Annotated in this window: 19 protein-coding genes; 4 read left to right on the top strand and 15 right to left on the bottom strand. The window is 74.4% G+C overall.

Translation table 11 applies throughout. The features are described 5' to 3' along the window. Nucleotides 1–5: 5 nt before the first annotated feature. The 14 genes from ACIBMZ_RS24680 to ACIBMZ_RS24615 form a co-directional block, all read right to left on the bottom strand. Nucleotides 6–740 (bottom strand): class II aldolase/adducin family protein, encoded by a 735-nt coding sequence (locus ACIBMZ_RS24680; RefSeq protein WP_396697621.1) that lies wholly within the window; start codon nucleotides 738–740, stop codon nucleotides 6–8. Next, nucleotides 737–1,438: a 2-hydroxychromene-2-carboxylate isomerase gene (locus tag ACIBMZ_RS24675; RefSeq protein ID WP_396697619.1), complete on the bottom strand. Its 702-nt coding sequence runs from the start codon at nucleotides 1,436–1,438 to the stop codon at nucleotides 737–739. Before ACIBMZ_RS24675 ends, ACIBMZ_RS24680 begins: the two co-directional genes overlap by 4 nt. After that, nucleotides 1,435–2,373, bottom strand: coding sequence for a thioesterase family protein (locus ACIBMZ_RS24670; protein ID WP_396697617.1), 939 nt, complete (start codon nucleotides 2,371–2,373; stop codon nucleotides 1,435–1,437). Before ACIBMZ_RS24670 ends, ACIBMZ_RS24675 begins: the two co-directional genes overlap by 4 nt. A 17-nt stretch (nucleotides 2,374–2,390) precedes the next feature. Then, complete coding sequence (locus ACIBMZ_RS24665; RefSeq protein WP_396697615.1) at nucleotides 2,391–3,176, bottom strand: alpha/beta fold hydrolase; 786 nt, start codon at nucleotides 3,174–3,176, stop codon at nucleotides 2,391–2,393. Continuing rightward, on the bottom strand, nucleotides 3,173–4,108 hold the full coding sequence (locus ACIBMZ_RS24660) for a beta-ketoacyl synthase N-terminal-like domain-containing protein (protein WP_396697613.1): 936 nt from the start codon (nucleotides 4,106–4,108) through the stop codon (nucleotides 3,173–3,175). The genes ACIBMZ_RS24665 and ACIBMZ_RS24660 overlap by 4 nt, the downstream gene beginning before the upstream one ends. Beyond that, a complete protein-coding gene (locus ACIBMZ_RS24655) occupies nucleotides 4,105–5,220 on the bottom strand; it encodes a beta-ketoacyl synthase N-terminal-like domain-containing protein (RefSeq protein ID WP_396697611.1) in 1,116 nt (371 codons plus the stop codon). The genes ACIBMZ_RS24660 and ACIBMZ_RS24655 overlap by 4 nt, the downstream gene beginning before the upstream one ends. Beyond that, nucleotides 5,198–6,340: a beta-ketoacyl synthase N-terminal-like domain-containing protein gene (locus ACIBMZ_RS24650; RefSeq protein ID WP_396697609.1), complete on the bottom strand. Its 1,143-nt coding sequence runs from the start codon at nucleotides 6,338–6,340 to the stop codon at nucleotides 5,198–5,200. Before ACIBMZ_RS24650 ends, ACIBMZ_RS24655 begins: the two co-directional genes overlap by 23 nt. Continuing rightward, nucleotides 6,337–7,542 (bottom strand): beta-ketoacyl-[acyl-carrier-protein] synthase family protein, encoded by a 1,206-nt coding sequence (locus tag ACIBMZ_RS24645; protein ID WP_396697607.1) that lies wholly within the window; start codon nucleotides 7,540–7,542, stop codon nucleotides 6,337–6,339. Before ACIBMZ_RS24645 ends, ACIBMZ_RS24650 begins: the two co-directional genes overlap by 4 nt. A 2-nt stretch (nucleotides 7,543–7,544) precedes the next feature. After that, nucleotides 7,545–7,799 (bottom strand): acyl carrier protein, encoded by a 255-nt coding sequence (locus ACIBMZ_RS24640; protein WP_117227778.1) that lies wholly within the window; start codon nucleotides 7,797–7,799, stop codon nucleotides 7,545–7,547. 6 nt (nucleotides 7,800–7,805) lie between these two features. Then, complete coding sequence (locus ACIBMZ_RS24635) at nucleotides 7,806–8,864, bottom strand: 3-hydroxyacyl-ACP dehydratase FabZ family protein (protein ID WP_396697605.1); 1,059 nt, start codon at nucleotides 8,862–8,864, stop codon at nucleotides 7,806–7,808. Then, nucleotides 8,861–9,601 (bottom strand): 3-oxoacyl-[acyl-carrier-protein] reductase, encoded by a 741-nt coding sequence (gene fabG, locus ACIBMZ_RS24630; protein ID WP_396697603.1) that lies wholly within the window; start codon nucleotides 9,599–9,601, stop codon nucleotides 8,861–8,863. The genes ACIBMZ_RS24635 and fabG overlap by 4 nt, the downstream gene beginning before the upstream one ends. A gap of 107 nt (nucleotides 9,602–9,708) precedes the next feature. Beyond that, nucleotides 9,709–10,953, bottom strand: coding sequence for a CaiB/BaiF CoA transferase family protein (locus tag ACIBMZ_RS24625; protein WP_396697601.1), 1,245 nt, complete (start codon nucleotides 10,951–10,953; stop codon nucleotides 9,709–9,711). Then, on the bottom strand, nucleotides 10,950–12,101 hold the full coding sequence (locus ACIBMZ_RS24620; RefSeq protein WP_396697599.1) for a steroid 3-ketoacyl-CoA thiolase: 1,152 nt from the start codon (nucleotides 12,099–12,101) through the stop codon (nucleotides 10,950–10,952). Before ACIBMZ_RS24620 ends, ACIBMZ_RS24625 begins: the two co-directional genes overlap by 4 nt. Nucleotides 12,102–12,106: 5 nt before the next feature. Then, the gene (locus ACIBMZ_RS24615; protein ID WP_131054439.1) at nucleotides 12,107–12,301 is read right to left on the bottom strand and encodes a ferredoxin; all 195 of its coding nucleotides are present in this window, start codon (nucleotides 12,299–12,301) and stop codon (nucleotides 12,107–12,109) included. A gap of 171 nt (nucleotides 12,302–12,472) precedes the next feature. Between ACIBMZ_RS24615 and ACIBMZ_RS24610 the strand changes: the two genes are divergently transcribed. Genes ACIBMZ_RS24610 through ACIBMZ_RS24595 form a run of 4 tightly spaced genes read left to right on the top strand, consistent with a single transcriptional unit; the run spans nucleotide 12,473 to nucleotide 19,714 of the window. After that, on the top strand, nucleotides 12,473–14,068 hold the full coding sequence (locus ACIBMZ_RS24610) for a (2,3-dihydroxybenzoyl)adenylate synthase (protein WP_396697596.1): 1,596 nt from the start codon (nucleotides 12,473–12,475) through the stop codon (nucleotides 14,066–14,068). Continuing rightward, nucleotides 14,065–15,453: an NAD(P)/FAD-dependent oxidoreductase gene (locus tag ACIBMZ_RS24605; RefSeq protein ID WP_396697594.1), complete on the top strand. Its 1,389-nt coding sequence runs from the start codon at nucleotides 14,065–14,067 to the stop codon at nucleotides 15,451–15,453. Before ACIBMZ_RS24610 ends, ACIBMZ_RS24605 begins: the two co-directional genes overlap by 4 nt. Nucleotides 15,454–15,499: 46 nt before the next feature. Next, nucleotides 15,500–15,730: an acyl carrier protein gene (locus ACIBMZ_RS24600; RefSeq protein ID WP_396697592.1), complete on the top strand. Its 231-nt coding sequence runs from the start codon at nucleotides 15,500–15,502 to the stop codon at nucleotides 15,728–15,730. 27 nt (nucleotides 15,731–15,757) lie between these two features. After that, on the top strand, nucleotides 15,758–19,714 hold the full coding sequence (locus ACIBMZ_RS24595) for an amino acid adenylation domain-containing protein (protein WP_396697590.1): 3,957 nt from the start codon (nucleotides 15,758–15,760) through the stop codon (nucleotides 19,712–19,714). A 54-nt stretch (nucleotides 19,715–19,768) separates the two neighbouring features. Here ACIBMZ_RS24595 and ACIBMZ_RS24590 read toward each other — a convergent pair whose 3' ends face one another. Beyond that, complete coding sequence (locus ACIBMZ_RS24590; protein ID WP_396697588.1) at nucleotides 19,769–20,773, bottom strand: acyl-CoA dehydrogenase family protein; 1,005 nt, start codon at nucleotides 20,771–20,773, stop codon at nucleotides 19,769–19,771. Nucleotides 20,774–20,809: the final 36 nt, after the last annotated feature.

The following is a 20,809-nucleotide window of genomic DNA, read 5'->3' as shown; positions in this document are numbered from 1 at the left end:
CCGGCTCAGTCCAGCAGGTCCGGCTGGGCCCGCACGATGTCGGCGTACAGCGGCCGGAAGTTCAGCCGGGCGATCCCCGGGGTGCCGATGACGCGCCGCGTCTCGGCGGCCTCGTCCGGGCCGATCAGGATCGGTCGGCCCGCCGCCTCGGCCAGCAACTGCACCTGCGCGCTGCGGTCCATGGCGATGAACCACCAGGCCGCCTCCGCCACCGAGCCGCCGACGGTCAGCAGCCCGTGGTTGCGCAGCACCACCGCCTTGGTGTCGCCGAGCGCGTCGGCGATCCGCTTGCCCTCCTCGTCGGCGAGCACCACACCGGTGTAGTCGCCGAACACCGTGTGGTCCTGGTAGAAGGCGCAGGCGTCCTGGGTGATCGGATCCAGCGGCCGACCCAACGCCGACCAGGCCCGCCCGTGGGTGGAGTGGGTGTGCGCGGCGGCGACCACGTCGGGACGCGCGGCGTGCACGTGGGAGTGGATGACGTACCCGGCCGGGTTGATCCGCCCGGTGCCCTGAAGCACCTCCCCGCCCGCGTCCACCAGCAGCAGGTCGCTGACCCGGACGTGTCCGAAGTGCATCGCGAACGGGTTGATCCAGAACCGGTCCGGGTGCTCCGGGTCCCGGGCCGTGACGTGGCCCCCGGCGCCCTCGTCGAACCCGTACCGAGCGAAGAGCCGGCAGGTCGCCGCCAGTTGCCGCTGCCGACGCAGGCGCTCCTCGGCCGGCGTACGTCCGGTCATCCGCAGCCTCCCGCGGTGTCGGTGTCGAAGGCGGCACCGGCCAGCACCGCCGCCGGCACGGCGGGACTCGCCTCCGCCGTGGGGGTGGTCTCCGGTCGCCACTCGGACAGGAAGTGGTCCACCCGGTCCAGTCCCCAGAACCGGTGCCGACCGAAGCGCAGGTACGGGATGCCGAAGATGTCGTCGTCGTACGCGGCGGCCAGGCAGTCGACGCCCTCGGCGCGCAGCGTCTCGTCCTGCGGGGCGTGCTGTGCGGCCACCGGGTCGACCCCCGCCTCGGCGGCGGCGCGGGCGACCACCTCCTGGGTACAGATGTCCTCGCCGCGCTCCCAGCGGGCCGCCACCAGCGCGTCGTAGAAGGGCACCGCCCGACCCTCGCGGCGGGCCAGCAGCCAGGCCAGGTGCGGCAGGTCCCACCACGGGTCCACGTCGATCGGCCAGGCCATCGGCAGGCCGGCCCGCTGCGCCAGCCGCTTGGTGTCCACCAGCAGGTAGCGGTGCTTGGCCCGGCTCATCTGCACGTAGTGCAGCTCGGCGCCCCGCTCGGCCAGCGCCGCGGTGGTCTTCTCGTCCGGGTCCCAGTACGGGTACCAGTCGACCTGCGCGAACAAGTCCGGCACCGCGACGCGCAGCCGGTGCACCGCCAGCCAGCTATACGGGCTGCGGAAGGAGAAGTACAGCCGGGGCCGCCGTTTCACGCCACACCCCCGGCCAGCGCGCGCAGCACCTCGTCGTCGAACTCGGCCAGGTCGCCGGCGTTCGGTCCGGCGCTGATCGCGTATCCGTGCAGGATGCTCGCGGTCGCGGTGTGCACCAGCCGTTCGCCGCGCCGGACGTAGCAGTCCATCCGCGCGTCGAACATGACCCCGCGCAGCACGTCGGTGACGGTCAGGACGGTGTGCACGTCCTCCTCCATCCGGGCCGCCTCGACCATCCGGACCCGGGCCCGGGACACCACCGGGATCCAGGCGCGCTCGCGGACCAGTCGACCCACCGAGATGCCCCGGGCGGCCAGGAAGCGGTCCACCACCTCCTCCAGCGCCCGCACGTAGCCGGAGTGCTGCACCCGGTCGGAGAAGTGGCAGTAGAAGTAGGGGGCCCGCCAGCTCCACAGGAACGAGCGGGAGCCGACCGGGGTGAGCACGTCGGCGACCGTCTCGCCGGGCCGGATCGGCCGGTGGTCGGGGCGGGCCACCGTCGCGGCGGCACCCAGGGTCGGCACGACCAGGTCCGCCAGGTGGGCGGGGGCGGGCGCGGAGGCGGTGGCGGCGGGTTCGACGACCAGCGCCACCCGGACCTTGCCGCGCAGCACCACCTGCTCGCGGTCGTCGCGGACCACCGTCATCCGCACCGTCAGCCGACCGGCGGACTCCCCGGTGACCTCCACCCGGACCTCGTCGTCGACCTCCAGCACCGCCGGTAACTGCACCGAACAGTCGACGATCTCGACACCGAGGCCGAACTCGTGGAAGAGGTCACGGGCACCGGGTCCGCGCTCGCGCAGCCACTGCAGCACCGCCTCCTCGACCAGATAGATGAAGTGCTTGAAGCCGATCCAGGTGCGGATGTTGGCCCCCTCGTACCGGGGCCGCCCGACCAGGACGGTCAGCGGGGCGGTGGGCGCACTGGTCATGGTGGCTGCTCCTGTCGTCAGGGACGTACCGTCACCCGGTTCGCCTCACCGACGAACCGGGCGGCCTGCTCCGCGACCTCGTCGGCGTGGCGGACGTGGCAGAAGTGGTCGTAGTGCTCGTGCACCAGCAGGGTGGCCCGGGGCATGTCCCGGCCCAGCGTGGCGGCGGCAGCCGGGGACAGCGTCGGGTCGGCCCCGCCGGCCAGGATCAACGTCGGGGTGTCCACAGTGGTCAACGCCAGCCCGCCACTGTTGACGAACTGGTCGAACACGGTGAGGAAGCCGGCCGGACCGATCCGGTCGATGGCCTTGGCGAACATCGCGTCGAGCAACCCGGCGTCCAACTTGCGCAGTCGCGCCCCGACGCGCAGCCGCAGCCCGTCGCGGACGTGCCGGTCGAAGGTGCGCCGGGCCCGGTCGAAGACCTGCCAGGTGATCGGCTGTTCGGGCGGGCAGTACAGCGGGCAGATCAGCACCGTCGCGCGAGCCGCCGGTCGGCCGGCGGCCAGCAGTTCCAGCGTCGCGTTCGCGCCGAAGGAGTGCGCGACGACGGTGTCCGCCGGTCGGGGCAGCTCGGCCAGCCCGGCGGCGAGCCACTGTGCCGGGCTGCCCCGACGACGCCAGCGGTAGTCGTTGCCGGCCCGCCACGGCAGGTCCAGGGCGATCACGTGCCAGCGGGGGTCGAAGGCGCGGGCGAGCGGTCGCCACGACTCCCAGGAGTCCTCCAGGCCGTGGGCGAGCACCACCAGGTCTCCCCCGGGTGCGCCGGGAGTCAGCTCGTGCAGCGCCGGGGCCGGGGTCATCGTCCGGCTCCGGGGGCGGCGGCGAGGAGCAGTTCGCGTACGCCGTCGGTGTCGTCGCCGCAGGCGACCGCGACCGGGCCGGACGCTCCGGCGTCCAGCAGCGTCGCGGCCAGCGCCAGGTTCACCACGCCGGCCGCGCCGTAGCAGTCCCCCCAGCGGGCCGCCGGGTCGAAACCGCCCGGCCCGATCCGGCGGTACGCGGCCCGCCCGTCGGACCCCCCGAGCACGGGACCGGTGCCGGGTACGGCGGTGGTGGTGAGCACCAGGCAGGCGGCACCGGCGCGCAGCGGGAAAGCCGGGCGACCCGCCTGGTGCAGTTCGGTGGCCACCTCGTCGGCCGGTTCGGCACCCACCACCAGCACCCGATCGGCCCGTCCGGCCCGCAGCAGCAGCATCGCCGCGCGGACCGCGTCCAGACCGGCGGTGGCGCCGGAGCAGACCATCAGGTTCGCCGCGCCGAGCCCGAACCAGAGCGCCACGGTGCTGGCCACCACGTTGCTGGACGCGTTCGGGGCGGCGAGTGGGCTGACCGCGCGACCGCCCTCGGCGTGCACGGTGCGGGCCAGGTCGGCGACGGTGGCAACGTTGCCGAGGTTGCCGGCGACCACCACCGCGGTCCGGGGGTCGACGCCGTCGGTCGGGTGGCGGCCGGGCGGCAGGCCGAGCGCGCGGTGCACGGCGCAGAGCGCCAACCGGGTGGCGGGTTCCTTGTAGAGCAGTCCCTTGCGGCCCAGGACCAGATGGGCGCGGTCGGCGGGTACCGCGTCGGCCAGGGCGGTGGTCAGCCGCGACGCCGACGCGCCGGACCACGCGGCCAGGTCGGCGGCGAGACCGGTCGCCTCGGGCAGGTGCAGGCTCCACCCGGCCATCCGCACGGTCACCGGGGCGGTGGTGGACCGGGTCGGGGCGGGGGCGGTCAGTGGGCCGGTCACGGGGCCTCCACCAGGGTGACGGCGTTGACGCCGCCGAAGCCGAACGCGTCGGACTGGACCAGCCGGGCGGTGTGCCCGGTCGCCTCGGTGGCGAACCGCAGGCCGGCGCCCTCGGGCAGCGGGCGACGCAACCCCACCACCGGCGGCACCCGGCGTTGACTCAGGCAGCGGCGTGCCACGTCGAGGTTGACCAGCGCGGCGGCCCCGGAGGTGTGCCCGGTGGCCCCCTTGACGGCGGTCACCAGCGGGTCCGCGCCGCCGCTGACCAGCACCTGCCGCAGCGCCTCGCACTCGGCCGGGTCGTTGAGGGCGGTGCCGGTGCCGTGCGCCACGACCAGGTCGACCTCGGCCGGCTCCCGCCCGGCGCGGGTCAGCGCGTCGCACATCGCGCGGGTGATCCCGGCCACCGACGGGGCGGTCTCGTGGTGGGCGTCGCAGGACAGCCCGGTGGCCACCACCCGGGCCAGTGCGGGTCGGGGGTCGTCGTCGGGCACCAGCACGACCGCGGCGGCGCCGTCGCCGAGCAGGACGCCCTGCCGGTCGGCGTCGAAGGGCCGGACCGTCTCGGTGGGATGGTCGACGACGCGGCCGATCATCGCCAGCATCGACTCGGTGGTCGCGTCGACGCCGCAGACCAGCACCGCGTCGGCGTCGCCGAGCATGAGCAGGTCCTCGGCGAGGGCCAGGACGTGGCCTCCGGCGCTGCACGCGTTACTGACGGTCACCACCTCCCGCAGGCCGGGCACGGCCGCGTGCACCGCGTCGCCGAAGTGCAGCCGGTGGGCGGCGAACGCGTCGCCGCCGGTGGCGTACGCCTCCACCGCGGCCAGTTCCCGCAGGCCGGTGCCGACCAGGGCGACCACGCGGCGGCGGCGGGGGTCGAGCGCACCGGCGGCGACCGCCCGTGCGGCGCACTCGGCCACCCAGCGGCTGGCCGCGAAGGCCCGCTCCGCGCCGTCGTCGATGTGGTAGCCGTGGGCCACGTTGAGCGCGGCCGGTGCACCGTGGCGCAGCGGACCGATCCCGCTGGTCCCGGCGAGCAGGCCGGCGAAGGTCCGGTCCCCGTCGCCGAGGCAGGTGCGCAGCTCGCTAGCGGTCAGACGCGCCGGCACCCGGCCACCCCCTGACGATGGCGGCAGCGGTGCCGCCGTCCGGGCTGCGTGAGGTGATCAGCGCCAGTCGCGGCGTGTCGCCGGTCGGTGCGGTGGCGAGGAAGGTGGCCAGCGCGAGCCCGCCGGTGGCCGCGTCGCAGCGCCCGAACAGGCGGCTGGCCCGGATCCGGGTCGGCACCTGGCCGAGCGCCGCGCAGGCCGGGTCGAACTCGTCGGTGTCGTCCTCGGCGGTCTCGCCGGTCAGCACGCAGTCCACCTCGGCCGGGTCGACGCCGGCCCGGCGGACCGCCCGGGAGACGCACCCGGTCAACGCCCGGTCGGCGGCCGGGCCGCCACCCGGGCCGTACGCGGTGGCCAACGCGAGCACCTCGGCCTCCCGGCGCACGCCGGCCCAGGCGGGCCGCTCGGCGCGGGTGAGCACGAAGACCACGGCCGCCTCCCCGGTCGGCACCGGCTGCTCGGGGCGCCCGGTCAGCCAGGTGGTCCAGGCCCGGTGCGGGCTGAACTCCTCCACCGCACCGACCAGCATCGCGTCCACGTAGCCCCGGGCGATGGCGTTGCTGCCGTAGCGCAGCGCGTCGAGGAAGGCCAGCGAGCCGGTCGCCACCGTGGCGTTGACCCCGCGCAGGCCGTGCCGGATGGCGGCCTGCCCGGCCGCGCAGTTCATCACCGTGTTGGGGAACAGCACCGGGTTGACCAGGTACGGCTTCTCCTGGACCAGCGTCTCCCGGGTGTAGTCGCTGGTGGAGCGGAAGCTGCCCAGCGAGGTGCCGAGCACCAGGCCGAGCCGGGCGCGGTTGGTGTCGTCCACCTCCACGCCCGCGTCGCGCAGCGCGTCGCCGCACGCCACCACGGACAGCGCGGTGGCCCGGTCGTAGAAGCTGGTGCCCTTGCGGCCCAGGTGGCTGCGGACGTCGAAGTCGACCAGCGCGTGTCCGGTCGGGGTGGGCAACGGCTCCTCGCTCAGCGTGGTCACGTCGACCGGTTCGGCCCGCGGCGGCTCGCCCGCTCCGCCGGCCGGGACGCCCGCCGCGACGGCGGCCAGGCGTTCGGTCAGCGCGGTACGGCCCACCCCGGCCGGGCTGACCGCGCTCCATCCGGTGACCACGACCCCGTTCATTCGACGGCTCCGATCAGGACGATGGCGTTGTTGCCGCCGAAGGCGAACCCGTTGTTCTGCACCACCCGGACCCCGGCCCGCCGGGCGGTGTTCGGCACCGGGTCCAGCCCGGCGAGGGCCGGGTCCGGATTGGCCCAGTTGATCGTGGGTGGCAGGAACCCGTGCGCGATGGCGAGCGTCCCGGCGATGGCTCCGAAGCCGCTCGCCGCGCCCATGGTGTGCCCGATCATCGACTTGATCGAGCTGACCGGGGGCACCCGGTCACCGAAGACGTCGAAGATGGCCTGGGCCTCCACCGAGTCGTTGGCGGGGGTGCCGGTGCCGTGGGCGCAGATGTAGTCCACGTCGGCCGGTTTGACCGAGGCGTTGCGGTGCGCGGCGCGCATGCAGGCCGCGATGCTGCCCCGGTCCGGTGCGACGGGGTGGTTGGCGTCGCAGTTGACGCCGTACCCGAGGACCTCGGCGTAGATCCGTGCGCCCCGGGCACGGGCGTGGTCGAGGGTCTCCAGCATCAGGATCGCCCCGCCCTCGCCGGTGAGGATGCCGGAACGGTCCCGGTCGAACGGCGAGCAGGCGTCGGCGGTGAGCGCGCCCAGCCGGTAGAAGCCGGCGTGCGCCCAGCGGCAGACCGAGTCCGCGCCACCGGCGAACATCACCTCCGCCTCGCCGGTGGCCAGCATGTCGTACGCGTAGCCGATCGCGTAGTTGCTGGCCGAGCAGGCGGTGGCCAGGGTGAGCGACTCCCCCGCCAGGTCGAGTTCGGTGCTCACCGCGTGGGCGAGCCGACCCGCCGGCACCTGCCGCAGCAGGTCCGGGTCCATGCCCTCGAAGCCGGACTCGACCTGTTGGGCGGTCACCGCCTCGACCACCACCGACTCGCCGCTGGTGGTGCCGACCACCACCCCGGCCCGTTCCGGCGCGACCGCCGACGGGTCCAGGCCGGAGTCGGCCAGGGCCAGTCGTGCGGCGGCGGCCGCGAACTGCGCGGACCGCCCCCACCGCGCCACGTCGATCCGGTCCAGCAGCGCCTCCGGGCGGAACCCGGGAACCTCCCCGGCGTTGCGGTGGGGGAAGCCGCTGGCGTCGAAGCTGCGGATCGGTGAGATCCCGGACCGGCCCGCGCGCAGGCCGTCGGTGAACGCGGAGACGCCGATCCCGATGCTGGACACCGGGCCGAGCCCGGTCACCACGACCCGGTTCATGCTCAGGCCTGGTCGGCTGAGTGACGCACCACCGCGTCGTAGACCGCTTTGAGGTTGTTGAGCTGCGGCAACTCCGACTGCGGAATCTCGATCTTGAACTTCTTGTCGATCCGCGCCAGGATCTCGATCGCCCGCAGCGAGTCGGCCTCGTAGTCCTCGGCGAAGTCGCCGGTCTCGGTGAGCTCCTCCGGCTCGAGCTCCAGCACCTCCGCCACGATCTCGCGAAGTTCGGCCATGCGGGGGTCGGTCTGCGTCATGACAGGTCAGCCTTTCCAGCGGAGGTTTGACGAAGCCGGCGGCACCCCGGGCGGGGACGAGTCCCGACCGGTGGGGACGCCGACGGTTCCCGAGGTGGCGGTCTCGGCGCCGGCCGGGGCCGTGAGCGCCGTACGCGGGCGTCGGGCCGCCATCAGCGTCCCGACGCGGGCGATGCGGCGGTCGCCGACGTACGTCTCGCCGGTGGCGAAGGCGGTGTCGGCGATCACCCGTTCCAGGTGGACCACGTGACGCAGCACGTCGCCGGGGTAGGCGACGCCGTCGAAGGTGAAGTCGCGGGCCCCGACGAACATCAGCACGTGCTCGTCGCCGACCGGGGTGTTCGACCCGGTGAGCCAGAGCAGGGCGGCGGTCTGCCCGAGCGACTCCACCAGCAGCGACGCCGGATAGGCGTAGTCGCCCGGCGGCGCGTCGTCGGTCAGGGCCCGGTAGCAGGGCTCGGTGGCGGTGACCGTCTTGACCGCCTCGATCCGGTCGCCGGGCGCGAGCCCCAGGACCCGGTCGACGAGCAGCAGCGGGTAACGCTGCGGCAGGAGTGCCCGGACCTGGTGGTGCCCGAGCCCTCCCCCGGTGACGGTGGGCGAACCCGACGGGTCGGGCCCGGTCGGCTCGACGACGTCGCCGCCGTCGAAGCGGGCCCGCATCGTCACGGTCACGGTGCCGTCGTCACGGCGGCCGGAGGCGGTCACCGCCCACCGGTCGGGTCCGTCGGCGACGGCCTTGATGTCCAGGGTCAACCGGTCCGGCGGCAGCAGCGGCGCCAGGAACCGCACGGCCTGGACCGCGCGCGTCCGCAGCCGGGGCCGACCGGCACCGCGCAGGGCGATGTCGACCGCCTGCGCGAGGGCCTCCAGGACGAACACGCCGGGGAAGACCGGGAAGCCGGGGAAGTGACCGCACAGGTTCGGGTCGTCCGGGCGGACCGGCACCGCGGCGATCACCTCGACGTGCTCGCCGACGGCGGTGACCTGGAGGTCGTCGACGGCGGCCAGCGGGGCGGCACCGGGCGGGCAGCGGCGGGTGGTGGTGACGGTGGGGGTGCTCACAACGTGATCCCCCCGTCGACCTGGAACACCTGGCCGGTGATGTATCCGGCGCGCGGCGAGCAGAGGAACTCCACCAGGTCGGCGACGTCCTCGGCGCGGCCGAAGCGGCGCAGTGCGATCTGACCGAGTGCCTGTTCGCGGAGTTTGCCGGAGAGCGCGTCGGTCATGTCGGTCTCGATGAAGCCGGGGGCGACCACGTTGACCCGGATGTCGTACCGGGCCACCTCCTTGGCCAGCGAGCGGCTCAGGCCGATGATGCCGGCCTTGCTGGCGGCGTACGCGGTCTGGCCGGTGTTGCCGTACACGCCGGCCACCGAGGACATGTTGACCACCACGCCGGCCCGACGCTTCATGAAGCGGAAGGTCATCGCCCGGCAGAGGTTCCAGGTGCCGGTCAGGTTGGTCGAGAGCACCGCCGACCAGTCCGCCTCGGTGGAGAGCACCAGCGGGCTGTCCCGGGTGATGCCGGCGTTGTTGACCAGACAGTCGATCGGCCCCAACGCCTCCTCGGCGGCGCCGACGAACGCCTCCACCGCGGCCAGGTCGGTCACGTCGCAGGGCGCGAAGTGCACCGGCACTCCGAACGCCGCGACCTCGGCCCGGGTCTTGGCCGCCGCCTCGCTGGCGCTGCTGTAGCAACCGGCCACCGCGTAGCCCTGTTCGGCGAGCCGCAGTGCCGTCGCGCGCCCGATGCCCCGCGAGACGCCGGTCACCAGAGCTCGAAGCTGAGTGGTCAAGCCAACCTCCCCTGTCGGACGACTGCCGACCGAACGCGACACAACACTCCACTGACGCGTATGTTGTATCTGTTCCGCGCCAACATACTGACCCACCGGCGACGGGGTCAGCAAGTGGTGTCGTATGTTTTTTTTGCCGTCTCGACGGGCACCAGACCGAGCTCGTCGAGCACCTGCTCGGTGTGCTGCCCGGGGGCCGGCGCACCGTGCCGCACCCGGGTCGGGGTACGCGAGAACTTCGCCGCCGGACCGACGATCGGAGCGGTGCTGCCGTCGCTGAGCAGAGTGGGTTGCAGCATCGCCCGCTGGGCCAGGTACGGATCGGCGGCCACCTCGGCCACGCTGCGCACCCGGGACACGGTCAGACCCCGCGCGACCAGCTCGGCGACCACGACGTCGGCCGGTCGCCCCCGACACCAGCCGGCCACCGCGGCGTCCACCTCGACCCGGTTGGCCAGCCGGTCGGCCGCGCGGCCGAACCCGGGCGCACGGGCCAGCTCCGGGCGGTCCATCGCCTCGGCCAGTTCCCGCCAGTGCCGGTCCAGCGCGACGGCGAGGTAGATCTGCCCGTCGGCGCAGTCGTAGACGTTGGACGGCACCACGAAGTCGGTCTGGTTGCCCCACCTGTCGGGTGGACGCCCGGCGGCGGCGAGGGTGTGCAGGCCGGCGCTCCCGGCGAGCATGGCGTCGAACATCGCCACGTCCACGTGCTGCCCCTCGCCGGTGCGCGCGCGGTGCCAGAGGGCGGCCAGCGCGCCGATCGCCCCGTGCAGACCGGCCAGCTCGTCGGCGAGGAACGTCGGCGCCCGGACCGGGCCGGCGTCGGGCGGGCCGTTGAGCGCCATCCACCCGCTGGCCGCCTGCACGATCGGGTCGTAGGCCGCCTCGGTGCGCCGGTCGCCGTACTGGCCCCAGCCGGAGATCGAGACGAAGACCAGTTCGGGGCGGACGGCCCGGCACTGCGCCCAGCCCACCCCCCACCCGTCGAGCGTGCCGGGGCGGTAGTTCTCCACCACCACGTCGGCGGTGGCGACCAGCCGCAGGAAGGTCTCCCGGCCGGCCGTCTCGCGCAGGTCGAGCCCGGCGCTGCGTTTGTTGCGGTTGACCGTCTGCCGGAACCAGGACAGCCCGGTGCCCGGGATCCGGGGCGGCACCTCGCCGTCGCGTCCGTGCGGCAGCTCCACCCGGATCACGTCGGCACCCATGTCGGCGAGGATCGCGCTGGTCAGCGGGCCGGACCAGACCTTCGTCACGTCCAGCACCCGGATCCCGTCCAGCGGTCCGGCCAGGTCCTCGCGGGCCTCGCGATAGAAGTCCCCGGCCTCGCGGTACGACCCGTGCACCGCGCTCACGTCCGTTGCAGGATCGATGCGGTGCCCAGCGCGCCACCGCAGCACATGGTGACCAGGGCCAGCTCCCGGTCGGTGCGTTCCAGCTCGTGCAGCGCGCTGACCAGCAGCCGGGTGCCGGAGGCCCCCAGCGGGTGACCGAGGGCGATCGCGCCGCCGTTGACGTTGACCCGTTCCGGGTCGGCGTCGTGTGCCGCCGTCCAGCCGAGCACCACCGCCGCGAACGCCTCGTTGACCTCGGCGACGTCGATGTCGGACAGCCGCATCCCGGCCCGGTCCAGGATCTTGCGGGTGGCCACCACCGGCCCCTCCAGCAGCAGGGCCGGATCGGAGCCGGTGACCACCTGGTGCAGCAGGCGTGCCCGGGGCCGCAGCCCGAGCGCGGCGGCCCGCTCGGCCGACATCCACAGGATCGCCGCCGCGCCGTCGGAGATCTGCGAGGTGCTGCCCGCGGTGTGCACGCCGCCCTCGACGGTGGGCTTGAGCGCGGCCAACCCGTCCGGGGTGCTCTCGCGCAGGCCCTGGTCCCGGGTCACCTCGACGGTGCCGCCGTCGGGGCCGGGGGCGCGGACCGCGACCACCTCGGCGTCGAAGCGGCCCTGTGCCCAGGCCGCCGCCGCACGTCGTTGCGACCGCAGCCCGTACGCGTCGGCGGCGGCCCGGTCGACGCCGTACTTGGCGGCGATCCGCTCCGCGCCGCCGAACTGCGCCCTGGGCGGGTCGTCCCACGGGTAGTCGTCGGTCTTGTAGTGGCCGGGGCCCTGGTAGAGGTTGGTGCCCACCGGCACCCGGGACATCGACTCCACCCCGCAGGCGATCCCCACGTCGATCGCCCCGGCGGTGATCAGCGCGGAGACCAGGTGGTTGGCCTGCTGCGCCGAGCCGCAGGACACGTCCACGGTGGTGCAGGCGACCTCCGGGTCCAGCCCGGTGCTCAGCCAGGCGTTGCGGGTCACGTTGAGACTCTGCTCGCCGACCTGGGTGACACAACCGCCGATGATCTGGTCCACCGCCGAGGCCGGCAGGTCGACCCGGTCGAGCACCTCCCGCTGCACGGTACGCAGCAGCTCGACCGCCTTGAGTCCGCGCAGCCACCCGTCCCGCCGACCGATCGGGGTACGCGCCGCCGCGACGATCACCGCCTCCGCCACGACGCTCACTCCCCCCGCAACGACAGGGCGAGCTTCGGGCAGCCGCGTACCGCGGTCTCGACCTGCGGCACCTGCTCCGCCGACGGCTGCTCGACCAGCACGTACATGAGGTCGTCATCCCGGATCTCGAACACCTCCGGGGCGCTGTCGGCGCAGACCCCGTGGCTGTCACAGCGGTCGTAGTCCACGACTATCCACATCGTCTTCTCCCACGCGTCGGGTTGGCCGGGGCACGCCCACGATAGATGACGCATGTAGGATTCGCCGACCAGAAACAACAGACACTTGCGCGAGAGAAGAAACGTCGCATAGCGTCGGGCGGTCCGCTGCGGCGGGTAGCGTCCCCCGATGGCACGTCCTGGAGGCCGAGCATGCTGACCGGATGCGTCCCCTGGCCCGACGAGTTCGCGCAGCGCTACCGCCGCGACGGCATCTGGCGCGGCGAGGTGCTCGGTGACCTGCTGCGACCCTGGGCCGCGCGGGACCCGGACCGGATCGCGGTGGTGACCCGGCACGGCCGGCACACGTACCGCGAACTGGACACCCGCGCCGACCGACTGGCCGCCGGCCTGGTCGCGCTCGGCGTCGGGCCCGGTGACCGGGTGGTCGTGCAACTGCCGAACACTCCCGACTTCGTGGTGACGTGTGTGGCGCTTTTCCGACTCGGCGCGCTGCCGGTGCTGGCGCTGCCCGCCCACCGCCGGGCCGAGCTGGTCTATCTCGCCGAGTACGCCGACGCGGTGGCGCTGGTGGTGCCCGACGTGCTGGCCGGTACCGACCACCGGGAGCTGGCCCGGGCGGTACGCCAGGCGGTGCCCTCGGTCCGGCACGTGCTGGTGGCCGGCGACCCGCAGGAGCTGACCGCGTTGCGCGACGTCGACGCCGCGCCGGTGGACCTACCCGCCCCCGACCCGTCGCAGGTGGCGTTCTTCCTGCTCTCCGGCGGCACCACCGGCCTGCCCAAGCTGATCCCGCGCACCCACGACGACTACGCGTTCCAGCTTCGCGCCACCGCCGAGGCGATGGGCTTCGACGAGCACGGGGCGTACCTGGCCGCGCTGCCGGTGGCGCACAACGCCGCGCTCGGCTGCCCCGGCGTGCTGGGGGCGCTGCGGGCCGGCGGTCGGGCCGTGCTCGCCGCCACCCCGGCACCGGACGAGGTGTTCCCGCTGGTCGCGGCCGAGCAGGTCACCCTGACCACGCTGATGCCGGCGCTGCTGCCGGTCTGGACCGAGACCGCCGGAATCTTCGGCGCCGACCTGTCGAAGCTGGTCATCGAGGTGGGTGGCGCCACGCTCAGCCCGGAGGTGGCCCGCACGGTGCGCCCGGCCACCGGCGCCACGCTCACCCACTGGTTCGGGATGGCCGAGGGGGTGCTCTGCTTCACCCGCCCGGATGAGGGCGACGAGGCCGCCGCGACCAGCCAGGGCACACCGTTGAGCCCGGCCGACGAACTGCGGGTGGTGGACGACGCCGATCGCGACGTGCCCGACGGCGAGGTCGGCGAACTGCTCGCCCGGGGGCCGTGCACGCTGCGCGGGTACTACGCGGTGCCCGAACACAACCGCACGGTCTTCACCGCCGACGGCTTCCTGCGCACCGGCGACCTGGTCCGCCGCGACGCCGCCGGACGGCTGGTCGTGGTCGGCCGGATCAAGGACGTGGTCAACCGGGGCGGCGAGAAGATCTCCGTGGACGAGGTCGAGGCCCACCTGATCGCGCATCCGGCGGTGCGGACCGCCGCCGTGGTGCCGGTGCCGGACGCCCGCCTCGGCGAGAAGACCTGCGCGGTGATCGTCGCCCGGGACACCCCGCCCGCCCTCGGGGACCTGCACGACTTCCTGCGCGAGCGCGGCCTGGCCGACTTCAAGCTGCCCGACCGGCTGCACGTCGCGCCCGCGCTGCCGTACACGCCGGTCGGCAAGATCGACCGGCGGGCGCTGGCCCGTGAGGTGGCGGCGGCGTGACCCGCCCGCCGCTGTCGACCGGCGTCGCCGACCGGGTGCTGTGGCTCGACTCACTGCCCGCCGACCAGCTCGCCCCCCGCCCGCCGCTGGACGGCGACACCACCGCCGACGTGGCGATCGTCGGCGCCGGCTACACCGGCCTGTGGACCGCGTACTACCTCGGCGTGCACCGCCCCGAGCTGTCCATCGTGGTCGTCGACGCGGGGCGGGCCGGATTCGGGGCCTCCGGGCGCAACGGGGGCTGGTGCACCGCCGAGATGCCGGCGCTGCTGCCCGGTCTGATCCGCCGGCACGGGCCGATGGCCGCGATGCGGCTGTACCGGGCCGGTCAACGCACCCTCGACGAGTTGCGCCGGGTGTTCGCCGCCGAGGACATCGACGCGCACTGGCGGCACGACGGCTCGCTCTACGTCGCGCGCAGCGCGCCACAGGTCGACCGGCTGCGCGGCTGGCAGGAGGTGCGCGACAAGCTCGGCATCACCGGCCTCACGCTCACCGTCGGGCCGTCGGCCGCCGCGCAGATCGGACTGACCGGGGTACGCGCCACCGCGTACACGCCGCACTGCGCCGCCGTGCAGCCGGCCCGCATCGCGCGCGGCCTGCTCGCCGCCGTCGAACGTCGCGGGGTCCGCGTCGCCGAGCGGACCCGGGCCCTGCGGATCGCCCCCGGCCTGCTGGTCACCGACTCCGGCACGGTGCGCGCCCGGTCGGTGCTCTGCGCCACCGAGGGGTACACCGGTCGGCTGCCCGGACACGCCCGCCGGGTGTTGCCGCTGCACTCGTACGTGCTGGCCACCGAGCCGCTGGACGAGGCGATCTGGCAGCGGCTCGGCCTGACCGACCACCGGACCGTCGCCGACGGCCGCTACCAGTTCGGCTACCTGCAACGCACCCTCGACGACCGGCTGGTGCTCGGCGGACGGGGCGCCTACTACCGGTTCGGCTCGGCCGCCGACCGGGGCCGGGTCGCCGACCGTCGGGCGCACGACCGGCTGCGCCGCACCCTGGCCGAGCTGCTGCCCGACCTCGCCGACGTGCCGGTGTCGCACCGCTGGAGCGGGGTGTACGGGCTGCACCGGCACACCGAGCCCGAGGTGGTCTACGACCGGGACACCGGGCTCGGGCACGCGGGCGGTTACGGCGGCGAGGGCATCGCGCTGAGCAACCTGGCCGCCCGGTCGCTGGCCGCGCTGGTGGCCGGGGTCAGCCGCCCGGAGACGCGGCTCTGCTGGGTGGACAACGCGTCCCGCCGGTGGGAGCCGGAACCGTTGCGGTTCATCGGCGTGCGGGGCGTGAGCGCGGTCGCCACCGGAGCCGACCACTACGAGCACCGCACCGACCGGACGGCGCCCCTGGCCCGGCTCGCGCTCCGCGCCATCGTGTGAGCCCCCGACCAGTGGTGCTTCCCCGACCAGCGACGAGGAGCCTGGCATGGACGACCTGGAGAGAATGCGCAAGGTCTGGGAGTTCATCTTCCAGCAGTCGGTCACCGACGACGCCGACTTCTTCACCGATCTCGACGGCGACTCGATGGCCGCCGCCGCCCTCGTGCACCACGTGGCCGAGGAGTTCGGTGTCTCGCTGCCCCTGTTCGAGGTCTTCGACCGCCCGACGCCCGCGGAACTGCTCGCGGCCGTACGGGAACAGCTCACGGTCGGCTGACCGCCGGCCACCCCAGCGAGGAGCACGATGGACCAGCTCACGGCAACCGGGTTCGGACTCAGCGACCTCCAACAGGCGTACCTGATCGGCGAGCTGGGCGACTTCCAGCTCGGCGGTCCCGCGCTGTTCTACGAGGAGTACGCCGCACCTCCCTTCGACACCGACGCGTTCGCCACTGCCGTGCACGCCCTGGTCCGCCGGCATCCCATGCTGCGCTGCGCGGTCGGCGAGGACGGGCAGGTGCGGATCCTTCCCGATCCGCCCTCGCCGCTGTCCGTACGGTCGCTGCGCGGTGAACCCGCCCACCGGCGGGCCGAACTGCTGGCCGCCGGTCGCCGGGAACTCTCCGGCGACGGGCCGCCGCTGACCGGGCCGGCGGCGTTCCGGATGCTCGTCTGGTGCGACGACGGCGAGTACCTGGTGCAGATGGCCGGGCGGCTGATCGTCTTCGACGGCCAGTCCGGCGAGGTCTTCGCCCAGGAGCTGCGTACCCTGCTCGCCGGTGGCGACCTCGCGCCGCTGGACTTCACCTACGAGCGGTACCGCCGGGAACTGGACGAGCGCCGGGACGGCCCGGAGTACGCGGCGGCCCGCCGGTACTGGACCGACCGGCTCGACGACCTGCCCGGCGCGCCGGAGCTGCCGCTGCGCCGGGGCGGGCGGCACGACGGCCCGCTGGCCCGGCGCGTCTTCACGCTGCCGGTCGCGGTGACCGACGCGTTCTCCGCAGCCCTGCGCCGCCGTCGGCTCACCCCGACGATGGCGGTGGCCGCCGCGTTCGCCCGGGTGCTGCGGCACTGGAGCCGCCAGGACCGGTTCACCGTCAACATCATGTACGGCGAGCGCCTGAACCTGCACCCCGACGTGTCCCGGCTGATCGGCAGCTTCGCCAGCACTCTGCTGCTGGAGTGCTCGCCGGCCGGTCAGGAGAGCGACTTCGCCGCCGACGCCGCCGCGCTTCGCGGCCGGATGCTGCGCGACATGGCACAGGGCGCGTTCAGCGGGGTGTCGGTGATCCGGGAGCTGAACCGCCGCTCCGGGACGGTCTCCGGTGCCCGGATGCCGGTGGTCTTCACCAGCATGCTCGGACTCGGCTCCGACACCGACCCGGTCTTCCTGGAGCTGCTCGGCTGGCAGCGCCGCGAGTCGCTGGTCCGCACCCCGCAGGTCGCCTTCGACCACCAGGTGTTCATGCGTAGCGGCGAGATGGTGTTCAGTTGGGACACCGCCGACGGGCTCTACCCGCCCGGCATGGTCGACGAGATGTTCGCCGCGTACCGGGCCCTGCTGGTCGGCCTGGCCGGCGACGACGCGGCCTGGTCGGCGGGGCGGGGCGACCGGCTCACCCCGGCACGGCAGCTCGCGGTCCGGGCACAGGTCAACGACACCGTCGCCGAGGTGGCCGCACAGACCCTGCACGGCGGCTTCCTGGCCCAGGCCCGCCGCACCCCGGACGCCGAGGCGGTGGTCACCCCGACCGGCACCGTGACGTACCGGGAACTGCGGGCACGGGCGGGCGCGGTGGCCGCCGCGCTGCGGGTCGCCGGACGTGGCCCGGGTGACCTGGTGGCGGTCGTCGCGGACCGGGGGGTGGGCCAGATCGCCGCGCTGCTCGGGGTGCTGATGACCGGCGCGGCCTACGTGCCGGTGGCGCCGTCGTGGCCGCTGCCGCGCCGCGCGCAGATCCTCGCCGGGGCGGGCGTGGCCGGGGTACTCGGCGACACCGACGACGATCTCGACGGTGCCCCCGCCGACGCGGTCCGCTGGCGGTTGTCCGACCTGCCACCGGGCGACCTGCCCGACAGCGCGGTCGCCGACGAGCCGGAGACGCTGGCGTACGTGATCTTCACCTCCGGCACCACCGGTACGCCGAAGGGCGTGATGATCCGGCACCAGAGCGCGGCGAACACCATCGTGGACGTGAACACGCGCTTCGGTGTCGGGGCCGCCGACCGGGTGCTGGCCGTCTCGGAGTTCACCTTCGACCTGTCCGTGTACGACGTCTTCGGCCTGCTGGCCGTCGGCGGCGCCGTGGTCGTCCCCGATCCGGGCCAGGCCCGCGAGGTGGTGCACCTGCACGAGCTGGCCGTCCGGGCGGGCGTGACGGTGTGGAACTCGGTCCCGGCCTACCTGGCGATGTTCGTCGACTACGTCCGGGCCGCGGCGGAGCGCGAACGCCCGACGGCGCTGCGGACGGCGATGGTCAGCGGCGACTGGGTGCCGCTGTCGCTCGGCCGCGAGCTGGCCGAGATCGCCCCGAGGGCCCGCTGCGTGGCGCTCGGCGGAGCCACCGAGGCGTCGATCTGGTCGAACTGGTTCGACGTCCCCGCCCGGGTGCCCCCGGAGTGGACCAGCGTCCCGTACGGCTGGCCGCTGCGGAACCAGCGCTTCCACGTGCTGGACGCCCGGCTCGCCCACCGGCCCGACTGGGTGCCCGGTGACCTGTACATCGCCGGGCGGGGGCTGGCCGACGGCTACCTGCACGCGCCGGAGCTGACCGCCGCCGCGTTCGTCACCCATCCGGTCACCGGTGAGCGGCTCTACCGCACCGGCGACCTGGGCCGGTACCGCCCGGACGGGGTGATCGAGTTCCTCGGCCGCGACGACCCGCAGGTGAAGATCAACGGTTTCCGGGTGGAGCTGGGCGAGATCGAGGCGGCGCTGGTCGCGCAGCCGGGGGTGACCGACGCCGTGGTGGTCGCCCGCCGGGGCGAGCGGGGTGCCTCACTGGTCGCCTTCGTGGCCGCCGAGGCGGCGAAGCCGGACCTCGCCGACGAGGTCCGCGCGGCGCTCGGCGCGACGCTGCCCGCGTACCTGGTGCCGCCGGTGATCGAGGTGCGGGAGGCGTTGCCGCTGACCGGCAACGGCAAGGTGGACCGGGCCGCCCTGGTCGCCGCCGCAGCCGGTCTGGCACCGGACGGCGGACGGTTCCGGGCCCCGCACACCGCCACCCAGCGCCGACTGGCCACGCTCTGGTCGGAGCTGCTCGACCTGCCCACGGTCGGCGTCGACGATCCGTTCTTCGCCCTCGGCGGCAGCTCGTTGCAGGCGGCGCAACTGATGAACCGGGTCGAGCGGGAGTTCGGCAGCCGACTCCCGCTGGCCGCGCTCTACCAGCACCGGACCGTCGCCGAGCTGGCCCGCCTGCTCGACGAACGGGACGGCACCGCCCGGTCCTCGCCGGTGCAGTCGCTGGCCCCCGGCGACGGCCCGCCGGTCGTGCTGATCCACCCGGTCGGCGGGGACCTGCTCTGCTACCGCGAGCTGGTCGCGCGGCTGCCGCACGGCTGGCCGGTGCTGGGGATCGCGTCGCCCGCGTTGGACGGTACGGCCACCGTGCCGCCGACCCTCACCGAACTGGCCCGCGCCTACCGGGACGAGCTGACCGCCGCGCTGCCGGCGGACGCCCCGGTACGCCTGGTCGGCTGGTCGCTCGGCGCGGTGTTGGCGTACGAGGTGGGTCGGCAGGTGACCGAGGCGGGGCGTACCTGCACGGCGGTGCTGATCGACCCGTGGGTCGGCCCGCCCGGCACCACCGCCGAGCCGGGCGCCGTCGACCTGGTCCGGGCGTTCCTGACCGACGTGACCCGGGGCGAGGTGTCCGACCCCGCCTCGGTGGACCCGGACGCCTCCGGGGTGCAGGCGTTGCGGGCGGCGTGGCCGCAGGTGGCCGCCGCCCGTCCGGAGCTGGCGTCGCTGGGCCTGGACTCGGTCGAGCGGCTGTTCGAGGTCTTCGCGGCGCACACCCGGGCGCTGGTGCGCTACCCGGTCCCGGCGGCGTCCGGCCTCACCGTGCACCTGCTGGAGGCACGGAGGGCGCTCGGCGGCGCGGCCGGCGGCTATCTGGTGCCGCTGGGCGAGCGGCTGCCCGACGGCGCCGTGACGACCCGACGGCAGGTGCCCGGCGACCACTTCGCGGTGACCGACCCGGACGCGGTGTCGCCGACCGCCGCCGTCGTGACCGACGTGTTGACCGGGTCCTGACCGACGGACGCCCGGGGTACGGAATCCGTATCCCGGGCGTGTGGTCGCCTCGGCTCAGCTCCGGTGCAGCCGGTCGGTCAGGTCGGCGCGGATGGCCGGGCGGGTGCCGAAGACCAGCAGGAACAACGCCTCCCGCATCAGCCGCTCGGCCGGGCGGTTCCGCAGCACGGCCGCGCTACCCGTGGTGACGGCCAGCAGGCCGGCGGCGCGCAGGGCCAGGGCGGCGGCCGCGCCCCGGGCCGAGGGCAGCTCCGCCGGGCCGGCGGCGTCGAGGGTGGCCCGACACTCGTCGATCGCCGCGTCCAGCGGGCTCGGCCCGATCAGCCGGGCGCAGCGGGTCGCCACGCCCAGCGGCAGGGACCCGTTGAACCGGAGGGTCGCCGGGTCGCGTTGCAGGTAGACCTCGTGCGGGACGGTGCCGGTGACCCGGTCCTCCGGCACGAAGTGGCCGGTGAAGGTGACCTGCACGGTGCGGCTCGCCGACACCGCGACCATGTCGACCGGCGTCACGCTGAGCGTGTCGCTCTCGGCGGCGTCCAGCAGCGACCAGACCAGTGTGTCCGAGGCGTCCCGGGCGGCGGTGAAGAGCGTGTCGACCAGACCCCACCCGGTCACCCAGGACGCGGTGCCGTGCAGCAGCCAGCCGCCGTCGACCGCTTCGGCGCGTACCGCCGGGGGGCCCGGCCGGGTCGCGGCGAGGATGGCCAGCCCGGCGCGCCGCTCGCCCTGGCACAGCGGTTCCAGCCACCGGTCGGAGATGCCCGGCCGCTGGCTGTGCGTCGCGGCCATCACCGCACTGTGGTGTTGCGCCCAGACGAACGCCGTGGTGAGGCATCCGCTGGCGATGATCTCCAAGGCGCGGGCCGCGGTGGCGGTCTCCTCGGCGGCCATCTCGCTGAACCGCGCCGGTCCGGCCAGGCCGTAGAAGCCCTCGGCGGCGAGCAGGTCGAGGTGGGTGCCCGGGACCGTGTCGGCGGCGTCGACCTTCTCCGCCGCCGGGAACAGCACCTCCTCGGCGATGCGCTCCGCGCGGTCCAGCACCTTGGCAGAGTTGCTCATCAGTCGGTCCACCGTCCGTTCCGTCGTCAGTCGGTG

Source organism: Micromonospora sp. NPDC049900, assembly GCF_044461025.1.
Taxonomy (GTDB): domain Bacteria; phylum Actinomycetota; class Actinomycetes; order Mycobacteriales; family Micromonosporaceae; genus Micromonospora.
Note: the sequence above shows the minus strand (reverse complement) of the source record. Positions and strands in the feature narration are given on the sequence as shown.